Consider the following 21,677-nt stretch of genomic DNA (forward strand, 5'->3'; position numbering starts at 1 on the left):
CAGCCGGCCTGGAAGCACACTTCCTGGACCCCGACGCACCCAACCCCGCCCGCGGCTGCCCGGCCGGGGACCTCGTCCCGTCCCGGTTCCGGGCCAAAGCACGCACCTGGCGCGAACGCCACCACCCGGTCAGCATCGAAGAACGCCACACCAAAAGCGCCGGAGACCGTCGCCTCGAATACCACCCCGACCGCGACGGCATGGCCTGGCTCTCCGCCCACCTCCCCGCCGACACCGCCGCCGGGATCTGGGAACGGACCACAGCCGCCGCCCGCGCCCTCCAAGGCCCCGCCGAGACCCGGACCCTCGCCCAGCTCCGCGCCGACATCACCGCCACCTGGCTCCTCACCAACAACACCCCCGGCACCAGCGCCGGAATGCCCGACGGCGGGGCGGGACTGGGCATGAGCGTGGGCGGGGCGGGGCTGGTTCCGTCCCCGCGGGCGCAGGTCCTCATCAGCGTCCCGGTCCTGTCCCTGCTGGGCGCCACCGAGGAACCGGCCATCCTGGACGGGTACGGGCCGATCCCGCCCTCCATGGCCCGGGCCCTGGTCGCCGACGGCGCCGATTCCTTCCACCGCGTCCTGACCGACCCCCGCGACGGGGCGCCGCTGGAAATCGGACGCACCAGCTACCGCCTCACCACGGCCATGCGTCAATGGCTGCGGCTCCGCGACGGCAAATGCCCCTTCCCCGGCTGCAACAACCACTCCCTGGACAACGAAGCAGACCACCTCCTGGCCTGGGCCGACGGGGGCACCACCGGSATCTCCAACCTGGGCCAACCCTGCCCCAAACACCACCGCCTCAAACACGGATCCGGATGGACCCCCRCCCCGGCCAGCAAAGACCACCCGCCCGGGTGGACCTCACCCTCACAACGGCACTACCCCAGCGAACACCAGGACTGGGAACCACCCCGCTGGCCACACCCCACCCCGATCACCGACACAGGCCCGGACCACGAGCTGCCCGGATATGCCGAACGGCACACGGTCCCGTCCGACAGCCGGCAGCCCAAAAACTCCGGGCAGCCCGGCCAGGATCCTGAACCGGAACTGCCCCCGGATCCTTTCCCGGACTGGTGCTCCTTCACGGCCGCACACCCTTGGCCCGACACCGACACCGACACCGACACCGAAGACGAGGTCGAGATCGACGACAACATCGAGATCGACGACGCCGACGACAAGGACAATCCAGGCTGGACCGCGCCCCTGAACGACTCCTTCCCCGAATACGCGGCATACCAACGCGCCTGATCGACCAGAACCCCGACAAAGAGGGCAAGTCCGCCACCCCGTTGGCTCCGCAAAGATCCCGGACCGGTCCGCCGGGGTGGGCCCCGGCGCACGGACAACCGGACAGCGCGGCTAGGCCCCCGGCCCCCGCCTCCGTGCCTCCGGGGCCCGGACAACCGGACAATTCTGACAAGCTGTTGCTAGGCTGGCTTCATGATTCTGCTGACGGGATTCGAGCCTTTTGGCGGCGATTCCAGCAACCCTTCGTGGGCTGCCGTCCTCGAAGCGCAGGAAATTTTGCGCGCCGAAGGGCATGAGGTGGATGCGGTTGAGCTACCGTGCGTTTTCGGTGAATCCGCTGCGGTCCTGCGCGAGGCCGTGGGGAGGGTACGCCCGGAGTTGGTCATTTGCGTCGGGCTCGCCGGCGGCCGCGAACGGCTCTCCTTGGAGCGCGTGGCCATCAACTGCGTTGACGCAAGAATCCCGGACAACGCCGGAAACAGGCCCATCGACGAACCGGTGGTCCCGGAAGGGCCTGCGGCGTACTTCAGCACGCTGCCGGTGAAGTCCGCGCTCCGAGCGTTGCAGATCGCCGGGATCCGCGCCGAAGTCTCGCACACCGCCGGGACCTATGTGTGCAACCACGTGTTCTATGCCCTGATGCACGAGCTCGCCAGGGCTGTTGCGCCCCGCCCGCGGGGCGGCTTCATTCACGTGCCCTATGACGAGGCCCAGCTGCCGCAGGGTAGCGCCACACCTGGCATGGCGATGCGGGACATGGGCCGGGGGATCGCCGTCGTCGTGCGCACCGCGCTTGAGACCCCAGTGGACGCGAAGCTGTCCGCTGGCACCGTTCATTAGGCTGGCACCGTTCATTAGGCTGGCACCGTTCATTAGGCTGGCACCGTTCATTAGGCTGGCACCGTTCATTAGGCTGGCACCGTTCATTAGGCTGGCGCCGCCCACCAAGGATCCCCGATCAGCCGGCGCCGTGCTCCGAGGACTCGAGCTCCCACTGCACCACGACGCTCGCGGAAACCGCCACCGATCCCGCTTCGATGGGCATGCTTTCGCTCGCAAAGGCGCGCTTCATGTCGCCCATCATCGGCACCGGCGATCCATGGTCCGGCCGCTGATCGATGGATAGCACGTGTCCCAAGCGGGCGCCGGCGAGTGCCGCAAACCGGGAGGCTTTCGCTTCGGCCTCCCGCCACGCGGCCTCCTGCGCGTGTGCTGCGACGGCCGAAGAATCCGTGAATCCTTGTTCGATCCCGTTGATGCGAAGGCTGTCGCCACCTGCAGCCACCGCTGCGGATATGGCGACGGGGGCCGCAGACGGCGGACTGACCCGGGCAACCAAGATGGTTGAGGCAACATATCCAGTGACCTTTTGCCCCTGGTTTTCGGCCCAGACGAGCTCCGCCCGCAGATTGAGGCCGCTGGTCCGCAGGTCATGCTCAGCCACCCCGTTCCCGCGCAGCGCGTCCGTCACCGCGGAGGCGACCTCTCCGGCGTCGTCATATGCCGCTCCGGCGGCATCGCGCCTGATCTCTACGGCGAGCGTGAGCGTGAGAAGATCGGGAACGGCTTCACCGGTTCCTTCTCCGGTGACAGTGATGGTGCGGGTCATTGTTGTGCCTCGTTTCGCTGTTGGGTTTGGCGGGCTGGAATCCGTTTGTCCGGGTAACCGCCTGCAACCAATCCGGCCTGCCTCTCGAAGAAGTTGCGGGTGCCGGGGTTGCCGGTCCGAAGCAGGGACCAAAGTGCGCAGAAAAGGTACAACGGAAGGAAGGGCAGTCCCAGGCAATAGGCGTACTGCGTGCTATGCCGCTCTTCGTGGCCCAGGAGGACAGGATCCGTTCCTGCGCTCGCCGTCCCCGAGCGGAACAGCACCACGTTTCCCACGGTGAATGCCGCTGCCTTGGGCAGGGTCCAGTGGTAGCCGCTGGCGATGATGAGCCCCCTCGGTCCGCGGGTCTGCGGCGCGTTTGCGGCCCGGGCAATCAGCACGCCCAGAAGGGTGGAGAGGTTCAGGGCGTTGGCGATCTGGCGAAGCCTCTCACCCGGTGTCATGAGGCCATGTTAGCCCCGGGCGCCGGCGAACGCCGTCCGGACGGTGTCACGGGTGAAAGCCCCGCCGAACGCTTCTACTAGACTGGGTGTTAGTGCCCGCCGGACGCGTCCAGCGAGCATTGCTCCTGCTTTTGCCATGGCCTTGCCTGGTGAAGACCATTTCCGACTCGTAGCTAAGAACAGTAGATGACTGACACTTTGCCGGGCGCTGCCATCCCGAACCCTCTGGATGAAGCCGCCATCACCGCTGCCGTTGAGGAAGCCGTCGCCGCGATTGCCGCTGCGTCCTCCCTCGAAGAACTCAAAGCCGTCCGCTTGGCGCACACCGGCGAGAAGTCGCCCTTGAGCCTTGCCAACCGTGAAATCGGTGGCCTGCCCAAGGAGCAGAAGGCCGCCGCAGGCAAGCTCATGGGTTCCTCCCGTGGCCGCGTCAACCAGGCGCTCGCAGCACGGACCGTCGTGCTCGAAGCCGAAAACGACGCCCGCATCCTTGTCGAGGAAACCGTCGACGTCACGGCGGCGCCGCGGCGCCGCCGTGCCGGTGCCCGCCATCCCCTGTCCACGCTGCAGGACCGCGTGGCGGACATTTTCGTCGGCATGGGTTGGGAAATCGCCGAAGGACCCGAGGTCGAGTCCGAGTGGTTCAACTTCGACGCCCTCAACTTCAAGCCCGACCACCCGGCCCGCGAAATGCAGGACACCTTCTTCGTGGAACCTCCTGAGGCGCACCTCCTCATGCGCACGCACACTTCCCCTGTGCAGGTCCGTTCCATGCTGGAGCGCGAAGTGCCCATCTATGTGCTGTGCCCGGGCAAGGTATTCCGCACCGATGAACTCGATGCCACCCACACGCCCGTGTTCCACCAGTTCGAGGGCCTTGCCATCGACAAGAAGCTGAGCATGGCCGACCTGCGCGGTACCTTGGAGCACTTTGCCCGGCAGATGTTCGGTGACGAGGCACAGATCCGACTGCGTCCCAACTACTTCCCGTTCACCGAGCCTTCCGCGGAGCTCGACATCTGGCACCCCGGTGCGAAGGGCGGCCCTCGCTGGATCGAATGGGGCGGCTGCGGCATGGTCAATCCCAACGTCCTGCGCGCCGCCGGCATCGACCCGGACGAGTATTCAGGTTTTGCCTTCGGCATGGGCATCGAGCGCACGCTCATGTTCCGCAACGAGGTCGGCGACATGCGCGACATGATCGAAGGCGATGTACGTTTCAGCGAGCACTTCGGGATGGAGATCTAACAGTGCGTATCCCACTTTCATGGCTGCGTGAATTCGCGCAGGTTCCGGCCGGCGCAACGGCCGAAGACGTCATGGCGGAACTTGTCAAGGTCGGTTTTGAAGAGGAATCCGTCCACCGCCCCACGGACGAACTCAAGGGTCCCATCGTGGTGGGCCAGGTCCTGAGCCTCGTCAAGGAACCGCAGAGCAACGGCAAGACCATCAACTGGTGCCAGGTCCGCGTGGTCCCTGAAGGCCAGGAGCAGACCCTGACCGGCAAGGGCATCGACCCCTCAGGCGTACAGGGCATCATTTGCGGTGCCCACAACTTCGTCGAGGGAGACAAGGTTGTGGTGACCCTCCCGGGCGCCGTGCTCCCGGGTGATTTCCACATTTCCGCGCGCAAGACGTACGGGCACCTGTCCGCAGGCATGATCGCCTCCGTCCGTGAACTCGGCATCGGCGAAGACCACGACGGCATCCTGGTGCTTTCCCGCATCGGCCTGGATCCCGAAATCGGCACCGACGCCATGTCCCTCCTCGGCCTCTACGACGAAGCCGCCGAAATCAACGTCACTCCGGACCGCGGCTACGCGTTCTCGATCCGTGGTGTCGCCCGCGAATACGCCCACGCTACCGGAACCGTCTTCACGGACCCGGCAGCGAAGGTCAATGCCCCTGCGGCACTCTCCGGCGGCTACGGCGTCAAGCTCAACGACGACGCTCCCATCTACGGCAAGCCCGGTTGCGACCGCTTCGTGGCCCGCACGGTCCGCGGCGTGGACGCCACCCGTCCCACCCCGCCGTGGATGGTCTCCCGGCTGCGCTTGGCAGGCATCCGCTCCATTTCGCTGCCTGTCGACATTTCCAACTACGTGATGCTCGAACTCGGACAGCCGAACCACTGTTACGACCTCGACAAGCTTTCGGGCGATATCGTGGTCCGCCGCGCCGTCGCGGGGGAGAAGATCACCACCCTCGACGACAAAGTGCGTCCGCTCGACGTCGAAGACCTCCTGATCACCGACGACTCCGGCGCAATCGGCATCGCCGGCGTCATGGGCGGAGCCAACACCGAGGTTTCCGATTCGACCACCAACGTCCTGGTGGAGGCAGCGCACTTCGACGAGGTCTCGATCGGGCGGTCCCGCCGCAGGCACAAGCTGCCGTCAGAGGCGTCCAAGCGCTTCGAACGCGGAGTGGATTGGCAGATTGCCAACGTTGCCGCCCAACGCGTCGTTGACCTCCTGGTTGAACTGGCCGGCGGGACGGCAGACGAAGCCGGTACCGACGTCGGGACAGCACCCGACGCCGTGACCATTGAGCTGCCGGCCAACTACGCGGCCTCCCGGATCGGCATCGACTTCACGGACGAACAGATCACCGGTTCCCTGAGGGACCTGGGCGCCATCGTCCTGATGGGCGAAGTGAGCGGCTCCTATGTAGTCACGGCACCGAGCTGGCGCAATGACCTGGAAACCAAGGAAGACCTCTCCGAGGAAATCGCAAGGCTGGTTGGCTACGACAACATCCCGGCGACCCTGCCCGTGGCCCCACCAGGCCGCGGCCTTACCCGGACCCAGCAGCAGAAACGCCGCGTGGTCCAGGCACTGGCTGACGCCGGCCTCACCGAGGTCCTCTCTTACCCCTTCGTCTCCAAGCCGGCCAATGACACCTTCGGCGTCGCGGAAGAGGGCGCGGCACGTACCGCCCTCAAACTGGCCAATCCGATCAGCGAGGAACACGGTTACTTGCGTACCTCCGTACTTCCTGGCCTGATCGAGGTTGCCCGCCGCAACCACTCCCGCGGGTTCCGCGACCTCGCCCTCTTCGAGGCAGGCTCGGTGTTCCTTCCCGACGGGCAGCTGGGCACCGCATCCATCCCTCCGCTGGGCGTCAAGCCTTCCGACGAGGTCCTTGACGGGCTGTACGACGGCGTCCCGGACCAGCCGCTGCACATCGCCGCCGTTTTGACCGGCCATGATTCCCCGGCCGCCGCGGCCCACACTCCGCGTGCCTGGGACTGGGCCGACGCCCTGGATGTTGCCCGCCTCGTGGGCGACGTCCTCGGCGTGGAACTCGTGGTCAGCCAGGGCAGCCACCAGGCGTTCCACCCGGGCCGTGCCGCCCAGTTGGCGCTCCGCTCCGGCGACATCGTGGGCTACGCCGGCGAATTGCACCCCAAGCTGCTCGCCGCCCATGACATGCCGGCACGCTCCGTTGCCCTGGAGCTCAACGCGGATGCACTGTTCGACGCCGCTCCGGACGTCATTGTTGCCAAGCACATCTCCGGTTTCCCGGTGGCCACCCAGGACGTTGCCCTCGTGGTGCCGCAGGACGTTCCGGCGGACGCCGTACTGGCCGCCCTCCGGGAAGGCGCCGGCGAACTCCTCGAGGACGTCGCCCTGTTCGATGTCTACGCGGGCCAGGGCATCGAAGACGGCAAGAAGTCGCTCGCCTTCGGGCTGCGATTCCGTGCCACTGACCGCACCTTGACCGCCGATGAGGCGTCGGAGGCGCGCGAGGCCGCCGTCGCCGTCGCAGCAGAGCGATTCGGAGCAGTCCAGCGCTGACGAGTACCAACCCGGGGATCCAGGGGCTGGCTATTCACATCCAGTCCCTGGATCCTGCCGATTCCGCCGCCATCGGGAAGATGGCGGCGGAATTGCTGTCTCCGGCCGAGACCCTTCGGGGAGACGCCATGGCCCCGGCCCTGCGCCTGGAATTCCTGGCGTCCAGGCTGGCGCAGCAAAACTTTGCCGCAAGCCTTCTGGGTGTTCCAGCCTCGAAGCTCCAGGCGGCGTATGAGTGTCCGGAATGCGGTGCTGGTCCGGACATCGTGCATGGCCGGCCCGGATACCTGCTCGACGGCGGCCCCGCACCCCTCGTGCTCAGCGCCTCACGGTCGTCGGGCTGGGTGCTGTTTGCCGCCGTCGTGCACCCGGAAACGGGGCTCCGGATGGGCGTGGATCTGGAAGATGCGGCGGGTACGGAGTTCGCCGGCTTCGACGGCGTTGCCCTGACCGCACGCGAGCAACTCCATCTCAACGCGCTCGAACCCGGGCGCCGGGCTCAGGAGCGCGCACGATTGTGGGCACGCAAGGAAGCCTGGTTGAAGATGACAGGCGAAGGGCTCAGGGTGGCCCCGGATTCCCTCGATGTGCTTGAAAGGCCCGGGCTGTGGGACCTGGAACTCCCGGCCAGCGCTGGCGGTCGGGATCTTCCGGCCGGACTGCTTGCCGCCTTGGTGGCAACGTCCCGCTGAATCCGGGGATCAACCGTAGTCGGGCAGCCTTGCTTGGTACAGCCACGGTTCCAGGACGCTGGCCGCGTCGAGCCCCGGGACGTAAGCGTTGGCCGCGGTGATGAATTCCGCCGTGGACACGGAGTTGTGGCGCTTGGCCCCGGTCCAATGCCGCAACAATCCGAAGAACACTGCGTCCCCGCATGCACGACGAACGGCGTGGAGGGCAAGGGCCCCGCGCTTGTAGACGCGGTCATCGAACATGTGCTCGGGTCCGGGGTCGCCGATCACCAGGTCCTGGGCGCCCGCGTCGAGCTTGCGCCACGCGGCCCTTGCACGGTTGGCGAGGGACATGACGCCGGCTTCCTCGGACCAGATCCACTCGGCGTAGCAGGCGAAGCCCTCATGCAACCAGATGTCCCGCCAACTGCTCACAGTGAGCGAGTTACCGAACCACTGGTGGGACAGTTCGTGGGCGATGAGGCGCTGCGCGTCCCATGATTGCTCCATGTGGTTCCGGCCGAAGATCGAGAGGGTCTGGGCCTCAAGGGGAATTTCCAGTTCGTCCTCTGTCACCACGGCCGTGTATTCCGCAAAGGGATATGGGCCGAAGCAGTCCACAAAGGTGCGCATCATGTCGGCCTGCCGTGCCAGGCCTTCACGGGCTTCGGTCAACAAACCGGGGGAGACGGCAACGAACTGGGGCACCGGGGCCTGCCGCAGGGCTTCGGCATGATGGGCCGTCCCTGTGCGGATTCCCCCGAGGGAGGGGCTGAGCTGGTGAAGCCGGTAGCGTCCGATCTGCACAGTGGCGAGATAGCTTGCCATCGGCTCGCCCTGTTCGTAGACCCAGGTTTCGCGGCTTGATTTCCTGCTGTGGGAGACGAGGCGGCCGTTGCAGATGGCGCGGTAGTTGTCGTCGGTGGTGATACTGATCAAGTAGCTGGACTTGTGCCGCGGATGGTCGTTGCACGGGAACCAGGACGCGGCGCCGTTCGGCTGGCCGGCAACGAGCACGCCGTCGTCGAGCTCTTCCCAACCGACTTCGCCCCACAGGCCCCGGCGCGGCTTGGGATTGCCGTCGTAGCGGAGCTCAACGGTGAAATGCTGGCCTGGCCGCAACCTGTCCTTGGCCGTGATCACGAGGTGCTCGCCGCGGGTACTGAACTTCGGCACTTTCTTGCCGTCCATCAAGATTTTGGAGGCCTTCAGGCCCACCAGATCCAGGATCACCGAGTCCGTGTCTTCGAGGGCTACGCAGCGAAGCATTGCGCGGCCGTTGAGCCGGTTGCTGCCCAGGCTGTAGTCCAGGTCCAGCTCGTACCTCAGCACTTGGAACGCCAGGCTCCCGTGATGCAGCGTGTAGGGATCGGCGGCAGTTGTGGTGATTCCTGGTTCGCTAGGGCTCATGTGCGCTGGCTGCCTCCGTGTAGCTCGTGGTGTTGCTGTTGTCATGGGCTCGTATTTCACGCCCTCTTGCCAATCTACGCTACGGTCCGGACCACGGGCTGACCGGGTTGCCCATCCAGTAAGTGCCCGCGGGAACAGTCTCACCGCGCATGACCAGCGACGCCGGTCCCACCGTTCCGCCCGCTCCGATGCTGGCGCGCGGCAGGATGACGCCGTGCGGGCCCATCGTGGCGCCGTCCCCAAGGACCACGGTGTCTATGCTCATGATGCGGTCATGGAAGAGGTGTGTCTGGACCACGCAGCCACGGTTGACCGTGGAGCTTTCGCCGAGCGTCACGAGGTCGGCTTCGGGCAGCCAGTAGCTCTCGCACCAGGTACCCCGGCCGATTTTCGCGCCGAGCGCCCGGAGCCACCACACCAAGGCCGGCGTGCCGGACGCCGAACGCGCGAACCAGGGAGCACTGACCATCTCGATGAAAGCGTCCACCACTTCGTTGCGCCAGATGAACGAGCTCCACAGCGGATGCTCGCCCTCTTTGATGCGCCCCACCAATATCCATTTCGCCGCGACCGAACTCGCCGCGGCCACGGCACCCGCTGCGAGGACCACGACGCCCCCAAGGACGGCTGCGAGCAAGTAGGAGGACTCAGTGGCGATCCAGTCCAGGACCAACATGATGCCGACCGCGATCCCCACTGTCAGGATGACCGGCACCAGCCGGCACAGTTCCCACAGGGCCCGTTTGGTCTTGAGGGCCAGCGGCGGGTTGAAGGTGAGGCTCTGATCCGCATTGACTGCGGTCCGGCGCAGCCTGACGGGTGGACTGCCCAGCCAGGAGGTGCCCGATTTGGCCTTGGCCGGCGTGGCGGACAGCACCGCGACGAGTGAGTTCTTGGGCACGCTTCGGCCTGCGGCGGTCATACCGGAATTGCCCAGGAAGGAGCGTTTGCCGATCTTGGCCGGCCCGATCTTCATCCAGCCGCCGCCGAGCTCGTAAGAGGCCACCATGGTGTCGTCGGCGAGGAACGCGCCTTCGCCGATGGTCGTCATGCGTGGCAGCAGCAGCACCGTGGAAGCCTCTACGTTGCGGCCTACTTTGGCACCCAGCAGGCGCAGCCACACAGGGGTGAAGAGGCTCGCGTAGATAGGGAAGAGCAGGTCCCGCGCCATGTCGAGCACGCGCTCGGTGGCCCAAACCTGCCAGCCGACGCGGCTGCGGACCCGGTAGTACCCCTCCTTGAGACCAACGCCGAGCATCCGGGTGGTCGCCAGGATCAGCAGGAGATTACACAGGAACCAGGCCAATGCCGCCAAGGGAATGGCAAGGAGGACTTCCGGGAAGGCATCCTGCAGGGAACTCCTCCCTTGGATGAAGGCCAGAATGACGATCGCGGCGACGGATGCCGAAATGTAGGGGATCAAGGCAAGCAGCGCCGAGGCCGCAGCGAACGCCGCGAACCAGAGCCGGCCGATCAGATGGTGTGACGACGGGGTCTCGGGCCAGCCATTCTTGGCTTTGCCACGGCGTTCGGCGGGGGAGCCGGCAACAAGGTGCCCGGCCTTGACCTTTCCCAACACCGCCGAACCGGGCTCCACGCGCGCACCTGCGCCGATGCTGGCTCCTGGCATGAGCGTGCTGCGGGAGCCCACTGTGGCGCCGGCACCTACATGGATGGCGCCGATGTGGACGTAGTCACCGTCGATCCACCACGCCGAGAGATCCACTTCGGGTTCGATGTTGCAGCCACTGCCCAATGACAGCAGGCCTGTGACAGGAGGCAAGGAGTGCAATTGGACGTTGTTCCCGATCTTCGCACCCAGTGCCCTGGCGTAGTAGGGAACCCAGGGTGCGCTGGCGAGGCTGATGGCGCCCGAAAGATCCTGGATCTGTTCGGCCAGCCACAGCTTCAAGTGGACTTTGCCCGAGCGCGGATAGGTTCCGGGCTGGACTCCCCTCAAGAGGGTTCGCGCGGCCAGGATCGAGATTGCCATGCGTCCCGGCGGGCTGACGAACACCAGCCAAGACGCCAGGATCCACCACCAGGACACAACGGGAGCGGCTGTGAAACCGGCGAAGTCGGCCAGCAAATGGTTTGCGGCCATGAGATACGTCAGCCAACGCATGCCCACCAGAATGTTGAGGAAAATGCCCATCAGGGTCTGGAAGATCTGCGATTTCCGGGAGGTGGGGCGAACCGTGCGTTCGGCCGCCGGCCCTTGGATGCCGCCTTCCGGCAGTGACTGCCGCGCGACGTCGATCAACGCGCCGACGCGGGGTGTTGCGTAGATTTCGGCCACCGTGATGATGGGGTAGCGCACGCGCAGCGCCGAGACGAGCTGGGCCGCGGCGAGGGAGCCGCCGCCATAGGCGAAGAAGTCCGCGTCGAGCGAGGTGACGCTGGAGCCGAGAACGCTTTCCCACTGCTCAACGACCCACTGGGCGTCCTCGGGCAGGTTGAGTGGCGCCTTGTCGGCATCCGCGGCGCCAGCGCCCGCCAACGGCCAGGGAAGGGAATGCCGGTCCACTTTGCCGCTTGTCTTCGTCGGAAGCGAATCCACGACCGTCAGCAGGGGGATCAGCGCGGCGGGAAGGCTTTCCGTGAGCAGCTCGCGGGAAGCTGCGAGATCGATGTCCTCGGGTCCAGCCGGAGCCAGGTAGCCGACCAGTATCTGGTTCCCTGCCGCCGTCGTGCGGACTGCGGCGGCGGCACCCGCGACTCCCGGGAGGGCCTGCAGGGCGGCGTCGATTTCACCGAGTTCGATGCGCCGGCCACCAAGTTTGACTTGTTCGTCCGCGCGGCCTTGGAAGATGAGGCCGGCTTCCTCGTAGCGGACGAGGTCGCCGGAGCGGTAGGCACGCTCCCACCCCAGGGACGGCATGGGGGCGTACTTTTCGGCGTCTTTGGCCGGATCGAGGTAGCGGGCCATTCCGACGCCGCCGATGATGAGTTCGCCCGTCTCGCCTTCCGCGACCGGGACACCGGAGGCATCGACGACGGCGAGGTCCCAGCCGTCCAGCGGCAATCCGATCCGGACGGGGCCATCCCCGCCCAGGGGAGCCGCGCAGGCCACGACGGTTGCTTCGGTGGGGCCATAGGTGTTCCACACTTCGCGGCCGTCCACCGCGAGGCGCTCAGCGAGTTCGGGAGGGCAGGCTTCGCCGCCGAAAATGAGCAGGCGCACGTTCTCGAGGGCTTCCGCCGGCCACAGGGCCGCGAGCGTGGGAACTGTAGACACAACTGTGATGCCGTGGTTGATGAGCCATGGGCCAAGGTCCATGCCGGAACGGACGAGTGCGCGCGGGGCCGGGACCAGGCAGGCACCGTGCCGCCACGCCAGCCACATCTCCTCGCAGGAGGCGTCGAAGGCGACTGAAAGGCCGGCGAGGACCCGGTCCTGCGGACCGATGGGATCTTGCTGGAGGAAGAGCCGGGCTTCGGCGTCAACAAACGCAGCGGACGAACGGTGCTGCACCGCCACACCCTTGGGCGTGCCGGTGGACCCCGAGGTGAAGATGACCCAGGAGTCGTCATCCAGCCTTGGTGCACGCGGAGCCGGATGCGGTGTTGGGCGTTCCCCGGATGCTTCGATCCTGCGTCCCTTTGTGACGATGGCAGACACTTCGGCTTCCCCGAATACCAGCCGTGCCCGTTCCTCGGGATCGTCCGCGTCCACGGGTACATAGGCGGCCGCAATCGAGATGATCGCCAGGATGGCGATGTACAGATCGTTGGATCCGGAGGGGACCCGCACGCCGATCTTGTCTCCGGGGCCCAGTCCGGCAGCGTTGAGTGTGCCAGCAAAACCCCGCACCTGCGCCATGAGCTCGGAGTAACTCAGCGACTTTTGCCCGTCATCCAGGGCAGAGGCCTCCGGAAATGCCACGGCAGTGTCTTGGAGGATCTCCATGAGCGTGCGCGCTGGCGGCGCTGCTGCTGAGCCTTGCAGCTGGGGCAGATGCACCATGTGGAGTTCCAGGCTGTCCGCCGGTATTTCATGTTCCTGGGTCACGTTCGAAGCTTCCCGGATTGAGGTGAACAAAAGGTGTCAGCGGTCGCGTGGCCGTTGCTGCGGTTATGGGACCAACAGTAGCTTGCCCGTGGTCTTGCGGGCTTCCAGGTCGCGATGGGACTGGGCGGCTTCGGCCAGCGGGTACGTTCCGCCAATCCGGATCTTGAGCGCGCCGCTGGCGGCAGCGCTGAAGACTTCGGCCGAACGCCAGCGCCGCTCTTGCGGGTTCTGGAGGAAGTGGCCAAGCGTCGGGCGTGTCAGGGACAACGATCCGCCCGCGTTCAGGCGCTGGGGGTCAAACGGGGGCACCGGTCCGGATGCTGCCCCGAAAAGGACGAGCGAGCCGCGGATGCGCAGGCTCGCAAGGGAACCGTCGAAGGTGTCCTTGCCGACGCCGTCATACACCACGTTGACGCCTTCGCCGTCGGTGAGCTCGCGGACCTTGTCCGCAAATCCGGTGTAGCGCAGGACCTCGTCCGCGCCGGCTTCCCGTGCTAAGGCTTCCTTCTGGTCCGAGGAGACTGTGGTGATGACGCGGGCGCCGCGGGCCTTGAGTAACTGCGTCAGGATAAGACCCACGCCCCCGGCACCGGCATGGGTCAGGACGGTGTGGCCTGGTTCCACACGGAAAGAAGAGTTGATCAGGTAGTGCGCGGTCATTCCCTGCAGCGGTAGGGCTGCAGCCGTGTGGTCGTCGACACCGTCCGGCACCGGAAGCGCTTTGTCGGCGTCGACGAGGGTGTACCCCGCATAGCTGCGGGATCCTTCAGCGGTGGCGACCCTGTCCCCGACGGCGAAGTCTTCAACGCCGGCGCCAATGGCCTCCACGGTGCCTGCCGACTCGGAGCCGGGGGTGAACGGATACTCGACCTTGTAGATGCCGCTGCGCTGATAAGTGTCAATGAAATTCACTCCAGCGGCTGCAACCTTGACGAGGAGTTGGCGCGGGCCCGGGGCCGGAACTTCAGCCTCGGAGAGTTCGAGGACTTCGGGTCCTCCGGCTTGCCGGGCAATGATCGCTTGCGTCATGGGTCTCCTTCTCCGTCGAGGCACTTTCGTGCCCGCATTCACACCCCCATCCTAGGGAGCGGAGTCCGTCGAGTGTCCAGTCAGCGGCTTGGTGCCGTGGTTCGCCGTAATGTGTCCGGTGGTCTTCCGGGCGTGTCAGCCTCTACCGTGTGCGGAAGCCACAGGGCAGTCAAAGCCGCGGCCGGCGGCGAGTCCTACCTCATTGAGGTAGCGTACGACGATTGCGTACGACTGCATCAACGTGGTTTCGGTGTAGGCGATGGAGTGCTTTTCGCAGTAGCTTCGAACGATCTCCGAGGCGCGGCGCAGGTGGGGACGGGCCATGTCGGGGAAGAGGTGGTGTTCCGCCTGGTGGTTGAGGCCGCCCAGGAGGATATTCATGAAGGGTCCGCCGGAGATGTTCCTGGCAGTCAGAATCTGGCGACGCAGGAAATCGACGCGCGAGTCGGTTGGCAGAACCGGCATGCCCTTGTGGTTCGGGGCGAAGGAGGCGCCCATGTAGAAGCCGAACACCATGATCTGGACGCCGAGGAAGGCAAATGCCATGCCAAGCGGCAGGAAGGTGAAGGCGAGGACCGGCAGTGCGAGAAGCCGTGCCAGAAGGATGGGGGTCTCCACCCAGCGGTGCTTGATGGCTCCGGGCCGGCAGATGTACATCAAGGACTCCCACTGCAGGCTGATGCCCAGCAGCATGAGGAGCGGGAAGAAGAACCAGCCTTGCCTGCGAGTGAGGAACGCGAGGCGTCCCTGCCTGCCTGCGGCCGCTTCAACGTGGAATGCCAGGGCTCCGGTCTTGATGTCCGGGTCCTTGGAAATTACGTTCGGGTTGTTGTGGTGTGCGCCGTGCTTCTGTTCCCACCAGGAGTAGCTGATACCGGCAACCGAAGTGGCCAGGATGCGCGCGGACCAGTCATTGGCCCTGCGGGAGGCAAAAATCTGGCGGTGGCCGGCCTCATGGGCCAGGAAGCTCAACTGGGTGCAAAGGATACCCAGGGCCGCGGCGATGAGGAGTTGGTACCAGCTGGGGCCAATCAGCGCGAAGCCGAACCAGGTGCCGGTCAGCAAGAGGACAAGTGCAGCAAAAACGCTGATATAGAAGCCGACGCGGCGCTTCAAAAGCCCTTCCGCGCGGACCGTCTTGAGGAGTTCCGAATAGCTGAGTACGACAGCGTTAGGCGGCCGGACGCTCTTAGTGGGACGTTCCGTGGTGGAGGTCGGTGACATATGCAGTTGCCCCGTAATAAATAACGGGCAACGCTGCAACCGACGATCGGCTGCACGGTCTAGATCACCCTCTATCCAGCATACGCCCCCAAATCGGCTGTGCCGAGATGTGCCCCTGAAGAGGGCTTCGATGAGGGCTTCGAAAAGGTGTGCATAAATATCGGCAACCATGAATAGTTTTGCTGTATAGTCTTGCCATGACTATTTCTGTTGCGGTCTCCGGTGCCAGCGGCTATGCCGGGGGAGAGGTGCTGCGCCTCCTGGCAGGCCATCCGGACGTCACCATCGGTGCCATCACAGCGCACAGCAATGCTGGTTCCAGACTAGGGGAGTTGCAGCCGCATCTCCATGGTTTGGCCAGCCGGATTCTCGAAGACACCAGCGTGGAAAACCTCGCGGGTCACGATGTGGTGTTCCTGGCGCTCCCGCATGGAGCTTCCGCCGGGATCGCGGCACAGTTGCCGGAAGGCACGCTGGTGATCGACGCCGGCGCGGACCACCGGCTCGAAGACCCGGCGGCATGGGAAAAGTTCTATGGCTCCTCCCATGCCGGGACCTGGCCCTACGGGCTGCCGGAACTCCCCGGCCAGCGCGACGCCCTGAAGGGGGCGAAGCGGATTGCCGTGCCCGGTTGCTATCCGACGTCGGCCCTCCTCGCCCTCACGCCCGGCTTCGCCAACAAGCTTCTCCAGCCGGACGACGTCGTCATTGTTTCCGCCTCCGGCACCTCGGGCGCCGGCAAGGCAGCCAAGGTGAACCTCATCGGTTCCGAGGTCATGGGCTCCATGAGTCCTTATGGCGTGGGCGGCGGACACCGCCACACCCCCGAGATCGAACAAGGACTTTCCAACGCCGCCGGTGAACCGGTCACCGTGTCTTTCACTCCCACACTCGCGCCCATGAGCCGCGGCATCCTGAGCACGGCAACAGCCAAGGTCAAGGCCGGCGTCACCGCTGCTGAACTCCGCAGCGCCTGGGCTGAAGCGTACGACGACGAACCGTTCGTCCACTTGTTGCCCGAAGGCCAGTGGCCCACCACCAAATCGGTGCAGGGTTCCAACCACGCCGTCATGCAGTTGGCTTTCGACGAGCACTCCGGCCGGGTGGTTGTCACGTGCGCCATCGATAACCTGACCAAAGGGACTGCCGGCGGCGCCGTGCAGTCCATGAATATTGCCCTCGGCCTGGACGAATCCGCCGGCCTCAACGTCCAAGGAGTTGCCCCGTGACCATCACCGCCCCCCAGGGATTCCGGGCCGCCGGCGTCAAAGCCGGCATCAAGGCATCGGGCAATCCCGACCTCGCCCTGGTTGTCAACGACGGCCCCCTGAAAGCCGCAGCAGCCGTTTTCACTTCCAACCGCGTCGCCGCGGCTCCCGTGCATTGGTCCCGCCAGGTTCTCTCCGACGGGCGCGCCGACGCAGTGGTGCTGAATTCCGGCGGGGCCAACGCCTGCACCGGTCCGCAGGGATTCCAGAATACGCACGCAACCGCCGAGAAAGTGGCGGCCGTCCTCGGGATCTCTGCCTCCGACGTCGTGGTCTGCTCCACCGGACTCATCGGTGAGCAACTGCCGATGGACAAAATCATCCCGGGCATCGACGCAGCGTTCGCGGAGCTCTCCGAGAACGGCGGTCCGGCCGCAGCCACGGCGATCATGACCACGGACAGCGTGGCGAAGGAAGCGGTCTTTACCGGCACCGATGCCGAAGGCAACACATTTACGGTGGGGGGTATCGCGAAGGGCGCCGGCATGCTGGCACCGGGCCTCGCAACCATGCTGGTGGTGCTCACCACTGATGCCCAGGTCCCGGCGGAAGAGCTCGACGTCGTGCTCCGCGACGCCACGCGCGTCACCTTCGACCGCACGGACTCGGACGGTTGCATGTCCACCAACGACACTGTTGTCCTGCTGGCCTCCGGGGCCTCCGAGGCCATCCCGTCCGCCGAGCAGCTTGGCGCCGGAATCACCCAGGTGTGTGCCGAGCTTGCCCGCAAGCTGATCGGCGACGCCGAAGGCGCAAGCCACGACATCGCCATCCGCACGTTCAACGCGGCGAGCGAGCGCGACGCCGAAATCGTCAGCCGCTCCGTGGCCCGCTCCAACCTCTTCAAGACCGCCATCTTCGGCAAGGACCCCAACTGGGGCCGCGTCCTGTCCTCGGTGGGCACCACGGACGCCGTCTTCGAACCGGACCAGCTCAACGTCTCGATGAACGGCATCCAGATCTGCCGCAACGGCAGCATCGGCGACGACCGCAACCTGGTTGATCTCGAGCCCCGCGAGGTGCTCGTGGAAATCGACCTGCAGGCCGGCGACGCCGAGGCCACCATCTGGACCAACGACCTCACGCACGAGTACGTGCATGAGAACAGCGCCTACTCGAGCTAGCCGGGGATGACCATGACTGCGCACACCCGCGAAAATACGTCGATGAGCGATGCCCAGGACAAGGCTGCGACCCTGATCGAGGCGCTGCCGTGGATACAACGCTTCGCCGGCACCACGATGGTGATCAAGTACGGCGGCAATGCCATGGTCAACGAGGAACTCCGACGCGCCTTCGCCGAGGACATCGTCTTCCTGCACCACGTGGGTATCCACCCTGTCGTGGTGCACGGCGGCGGCCCGCAGATCAACTCGATGCTCGGCCGGCTAGGCATCGAATCCGAATTCAAGGGCGGCCTGCGCGTCACCACCCCCGAAGCCATGGACGTGGTCCGCATGGTGCTCACCGGACAAGTGGGCCGCGAACTCGTGGGCCTCATCAACTCCCACGGACCCTATGCAGTGGGCATGTCCGGTGAGGACGGCGGACTTCTGCGTGCCGTGCGCACCGGCACAGTGGTGGACGGGGAAGAAGTGGACCTCGGTCTCGTTGGCGAAGTGGTGGGCGTTGATCCCACGGGTATCGAGGACATCCTCGACGCCGGCCGCATCCCGGTGATTTCCACGGTCGCCCCCGAGATCCTTGACGAAGGGGACGGCACGGGCTCCACTACGGGGCAGGTCCTCAACGTCAACGCAGACACGGCCTCAGCGGCGGTCGCCTCAGCGCTGGGCGCATCCAAGCTCGTCATCCTCACCGACGTCGAAGGACTCTATGCCAACTGGCCGGACAAGTCCTCGCTCATCTCCTCGCTGACGGCCACGGAGTTGCGGGAGATGTTGCCGCGCCTGGAGTCCGGCATGATCCCGAAAATGGCCGCCTGCCTGAAGGCCATCGATGAAGGAGTGGAGCGGGCGCACATCGTGGATGGCCGCCTGCCGCACTCCATGCTCCTGGAAACCTTTACGACCGCGGGCATCGGAACCCAAGTTGTCCCCGACGAGGAAGTAGACGCATGAGTCACACCGAACTGAGCCATTCCGCCGAAACCACGCTCGTTTCCCAGAGCTCGGGAAGTGAATGGCTGGCCCGCTACTCTTCTTCGCTCATGGGCGTCTTCGGCACCCCCCAGCGTGTCCTGGTCCGTGGTGCAGGGGCCGTGGTGTGGGACGCCGACGGCAAGGAATACCTGGACCTCCTGGGTGGCATTGCCGTGAACGCCCTGGGCCATGCCCACCCGTTCGTCACCTCGGTGATCGCAAGCCAGCTGGCCACCCTGGGCCACGTCTCCAATTTCTTCACAAGCCCCACGCAGATCGCGCTCGCCGAGAAACTGCTGGCCATCACCAAGGCTCCTGCCGGATCCAAGGTGTTCTTCGCCAACTCCGGCACGGAAGCCAACGAGGCCGCCTTCAAGCTGGCGCGGCGCAACAGCGAAGCCCCCGCCGGTGCAAAGTCAGCCAAGCGCACCAAGATCATCGCCCTTGAAGGTGCCTTCCACGGCCGCACGATGGGTGCGCTCGCCTTGACCGCCAAGGAAGCGTACCGGGCGCCGTTCGAGCCATTGCCCGGCGGCGTGGTCCACATCCCGTTCGGCGACGTCGAGGCCCTCCGTGCCGCCGTCGACGAAACCACGGCCGCAGTGTTCCTCGAGCCCATCCAGGGCGAAGCCGGCGTCCGCCCGCTCAGCGTCGAGTACTTGCGGGCGGCCCGCGAAGCCACGACCGCTGCCGGCGCGCTGCTGATCCTGGACGAAGTCCAGACCGGCATCGGCCGAACCGGTAAATGGCTGGCCAGCGAAGATGCCGGAATCGTCCCCGACGCCGTGACCCTCGCGAAGGGCCTGGGCGGCGGCTTCCCGGTCGGCGCGCTCATCACCTTCGGCGAGCCGGCGTCTTCGCTCCTGACCGCGGGTCAGCACGGCACCACGTTCGGCGGGAATCCGGTGGCTACGGCCGCCGCCCTCGCCACCTTGCATGCCATCGAAACCCAGGGCGTGCTGGCGAACGTGCTCGCCGTCGGCGCTCGCCTGCGGGCCGGACTGTCCGACGTCGACGCTGTCACCGAAGTGCGGGGCGAAGGCCTCCTGATCGGTTTCGACGTTCACGCCGGCATCGCGCCCGCCATGGTGACCGCCGCGCTCGACGCAGGTTTCATCATCAACAGCCCCGGCCCGCGCACCATCAGGCTGGCTCCACCGCTTATCCTCACAATCGAGCAAGCCGACAGTTTCCTCGACGCGCTGCCCGGCATCATCAAGACGGCTGCAGCCCAGGCGGCGGCAGCCCAGACGACTGCACCCCTGAACGCTAAGGACGCACAGTGAACACCACCCGTCACTTCCTCAAGGACACCGATCTCACCCCGGCCGAGCAAGCCGAAGTGCTTGAGCTCGCAGTCCGGATGAAGGCCGCCCCGTACAGCGTCCAACCATTCGCAGCGGACGGCAACGGGCGCAAGACCGTCGCCGTCATCTTCGACAAGACCTCCACCCGTACCCGAGTGTCCTTCGCAACCGGTATTGCCGACATGGGCGGCAACGCGCTCATCATCAATCCCGGCGAGGCGCAGATCGGCCACAAGGAATCCGTGGAAGACACTGCGAAGGTCCTCGAACGCATGGTCTCCACTATCGTGTGGCGCACCTCGGCGCACTCCGGCCTCGTGGCCATGGCCGAAAACTCCAAGGTTCCCGTCATCAATGCCCTGTGCGATGACTACCACCCCTGCCAATTGCTGGCAGACCTCCTGGCGGTCAAAGAGCACAAGGGCGAACTCAAGGGCCTGACGATGGCCTACCTGGGCGACGCCGCGAACAACATGGCCAACTCCTACCTGCTGGCAGGCGTCACGGCGGGCATGCACGTCAGGATCTCGGGCCCGGAAGGCTACCTGCCGGCCGCCGATATCGTTGCAGCAGCGGAGGAACGCGCCGCCGAGACCGGCGGTTCCGTGCTCATCACCACCGACGCCACGGAAGCCCTCGACGGTGCCGACGTCGTCGCGACCGATACTTGGGTGTCCATGGGCCAGGAAGCCGAAAAAGAAGCGCGCATGCAGCTCTTCCGCGAGTACTCCGTGGACGAGGCAGCCATGGCACACGCCGCGCCGGACGCCGTCGTGCTCCACTGCCTGCCCGCCTACCGCGGATACGAAATCTCCGCCGGCGTGATCGACGGGCCCCAGTCCATCGTCTGGGACGAGGCCGAGAACCGCTTGCACGCCCAGAAGGCGCTCATGGCGTGGCTGATGCACAGGTCGGGACTCGCATTCGTCGACGGTCTTTCCCCCGTTGAAGGTACCGGCGAGAGCACGTTCTAGTGTCTACCCATCCTGCGTCGCAAGGCGCCAGCCCCGCCACCAAGACCGCCCGGCAGGCGCGGATCACCGCGATCCTGACCGGTCAGTCGGTGCGCTCGCAGGCTGAGCTCGCAGCCTTGTTGGCGGACGACGGCGTGCTGGTCACCCAGGCGACCCTGTCCAGGGACCTGGTGGAACTGGGGGCGGTCCGCGTGCGCGGCAAGGACGGTGCCCTGGTTTACGCTGTGCCCGGCGAGGGTGGTGACCGCAATGCAAAGAGTGGTGTCACCCAGGAAATCCTGGACGCGCGCTTGTCGCGCCTCTGCGGCGAGCTACTGGTCACCGCCGAGGCTTCCGGCAATATCGTGGTGCTGCGGACGCCGCCGGGTGCCGCCAACTTTCTCGCCCTGGCCATCGACCACTCGGTGATGCCGTCTGTATTGGGTACGATCGCAGGCGACGACACCTTGCTTTTGGTTGCCAGGGAGCCAGACGGCGGCGCCGAGCTGGCAGCCCGATTCCTTCAGCTGGCCCAGGAAGCCGGACCTGGGAACTAGGCGATTCCACCCGGGCCTTCGGCCCGACCA

17 protein-coding genes are annotated in these 21,677 nt (G+C 65.9%); 11 read left to right on the forward strand and 6 right to left on the reverse strand.

What is annotated here, in order from left to right; genetic code table 11:
- Both AB4Z38_RS22845 and pcp read left to right on the forward strand, forming a co-directional pair.
- Nucleotides 1-1,262 (forward strand): DUF222 domain-containing protein (locus AB4Z38_RS22845; RefSeq protein WP_441431820.1); only part of this gene is annotated, 1,262 nt, incomplete at its 5' end.
- 192 nt (nt 1,263-1,454) lie between these two features.
- Complete coding sequence (gene pcp / locus AB4Z38_RS22850) at nt 1,455-2,102, forward strand: pyroglutamyl-peptidase I (protein WP_441431821.1); 648 nt, start codon at nt 1,455-1,457, stop codon at nt 2,100-2,102.
- Between the two features lie 118 nt (nt 2,103-2,220).
- Here the strand turns inward: pcp and AB4Z38_RS22855 are convergent, their stop codons facing one another.
- Both AB4Z38_RS22855 and AB4Z38_RS22860 read right to left on the reverse strand, forming a co-directional pair.
- Nucleotides 2,221-2,871 carry an SIMPL domain-containing protein gene (locus AB4Z38_RS22855; protein WP_441431822.1) on the reverse strand — a complete coding sequence of 217 codons (651 nt, stop codon included), beginning with the start codon at nt 2,869-2,871 and terminating at the stop codon, nt 2,221-2,223.
- Entirely contained in the window at nt 2,868-3,314 is a 447-nt protein-coding gene (locus tag AB4Z38_RS22860) for a hypothetical protein (RefSeq protein WP_441431823.1), read from the reverse strand. The genes AB4Z38_RS22855 and AB4Z38_RS22860 overlap by 4 nt, the downstream gene beginning before the upstream one ends.
- A gap of 186 nt (nt 3,315-3,500) precedes the next feature.
- Here AB4Z38_RS22860 and pheS point away from each other — a divergent pair, with 186 nt between their 5' ends.
- From pheS to AB4Z38_RS22875, 3 genes are all read left to right on the forward strand, one after another.
- Nucleotides 3,501-4,562, forward strand: a complete 1,062-nt coding sequence (pheS, locus tag AB4Z38_RS22865) for a phenylalanine--tRNA ligase subunit alpha (protein ID WP_441431824.1) — start codon at nt 3,501-3,503, stop codon at nt 4,560-4,562.
- A gap of 2 nt (nt 4,563-4,564) precedes the next feature.
- Nucleotides 4,565-7,114, forward strand: a complete 2,550-nt coding sequence (pheT, locus tag AB4Z38_RS22870; protein WP_441431825.1) for a phenylalanine--tRNA ligase subunit beta — start codon at nt 4,565-4,567, stop codon at nt 7,112-7,114.
- Nucleotides 7,115-7,206: 92 nt separating this feature from the next.
- A complete protein-coding gene (locus tag AB4Z38_RS22875) occupies nt 7,207-7,806 on the forward strand; it encodes a 4'-phosphopantetheinyl transferase family protein (protein ID WP_441431826.1) in 600 nt (199 codons plus the stop codon).
- 9 nt (nt 7,807-7,815) lie between these two features.
- On the opposite strand, the gene AB4Z38_RS22880 is transcribed toward AB4Z38_RS22875, so the two are convergent.
- The 4 genes from AB4Z38_RS22880 to AB4Z38_RS22895 form a co-directional block, all read right to left on the reverse strand.
- Nucleotides 7,816-9,195, reverse strand: coding sequence for a M1 family metallopeptidase (locus tag AB4Z38_RS22880; protein WP_441431827.1), 1,380 nt, complete (start codon nt 9,193-9,195; stop codon nt 7,816-7,818).
- 79 nt (nt 9,196-9,274) lie between these two features.
- Nucleotides 9,275-13,162 (reverse strand): Pls/PosA family non-ribosomal peptide synthetase, encoded by a 3,888-nt coding sequence (locus AB4Z38_RS22885; protein WP_441431844.1) that lies wholly within the window; start codon nt 13,160-13,162, stop codon nt 9,275-9,277.
- A 108-nt stretch (nt 13,163-13,270) separates the two neighbouring features.
- The gene (locus AB4Z38_RS22890) at nt 13,271-14,236 is read right to left on the reverse strand and encodes a quinone oxidoreductase family protein (protein WP_441431828.1); all 966 of its coding nucleotides are present in this window, start codon (nt 14,234-14,236) and stop codon (nt 13,271-13,273) included.
- A 135-nt stretch (nt 14,237-14,371) separates the two neighbouring features.
- A complete protein-coding gene (locus AB4Z38_RS22895) occupies nt 14,372-15,460 on the reverse strand; it encodes a fatty acid desaturase family protein (protein ID WP_441431829.1) in 1,089 nt (362 codons plus the stop codon).
- 197 nt (nt 15,461-15,657) lie between these two features.
- Between AB4Z38_RS22895 and argC the strand changes: the two genes are divergently transcribed.
- Genes argC through AB4Z38_RS22925 form a run of 6 tightly spaced genes read left to right on the forward strand, consistent with a single transcriptional unit; the run spans nt 15,658 to nt 21,647 of the window.
- Nucleotides 15,658-16,689, forward strand: a complete 1,032-nt coding sequence (gene argC, locus AB4Z38_RS22900; RefSeq protein WP_441431830.1) for an N-acetyl-gamma-glutamyl-phosphate reductase — start codon at nt 15,658-15,660, stop codon at nt 16,687-16,689.
- Nucleotides 16,686-17,852, forward strand: coding sequence for a bifunctional glutamate N-acetyltransferase/amino-acid acetyltransferase ArgJ (argJ, locus tag AB4Z38_RS22905; RefSeq protein WP_441431831.1), 1,167 nt, complete (start codon nt 16,686-16,688; stop codon nt 17,850-17,852). Before argC ends, argJ begins: the two co-directional genes overlap by 4 nt.
- 12 nt (nt 17,853-17,864) lie before the next feature.
- Nucleotides 17,865-18,809 (forward strand): acetylglutamate kinase, encoded by a 945-nt coding sequence (gene argB, locus AB4Z38_RS22910; protein ID WP_441431832.1) that lies wholly within the window; start codon nt 17,865-17,867, stop codon nt 18,807-18,809.
- Complete coding sequence (locus tag AB4Z38_RS22915; RefSeq protein WP_441431833.1) at nt 18,806-20,116, forward strand: acetylornithine transaminase; 1,311 nt, start codon at nt 18,806-18,808, stop codon at nt 20,114-20,116. The genes argB and AB4Z38_RS22915 overlap by 4 nt, the downstream gene beginning before the upstream one ends.
- The gene (gene argF / locus AB4Z38_RS22920; RefSeq protein WP_441431834.1) at nt 20,113-21,111 is read left to right on the forward strand and encodes an ornithine carbamoyltransferase; all 999 of its coding nucleotides are present in this window, start codon (nt 20,113-20,115) and stop codon (nt 21,109-21,111) included. The genes AB4Z38_RS22915 and argF overlap by 4 nt, the downstream gene beginning before the upstream one ends.
- A complete protein-coding gene (locus AB4Z38_RS22925; RefSeq protein WP_441431835.1) occupies nt 21,111-21,647 on the forward strand; it encodes an arginine repressor in 537 nt (178 codons plus the stop codon). The genes argF and AB4Z38_RS22925 overlap by 1 nt, the downstream gene beginning before the upstream one ends.
- The last annotated feature ends 30 nt before the right edge of the window (nt 21,648-21,677 follow it).

This window comes from Arthrobacter sp. 2RAF6 (assembly GCF_052115205.1).
Classification (GTDB): Bacteria; Actinomycetota; Actinomycetes; order Actinomycetales; family Micrococcaceae; genus Arthrobacter.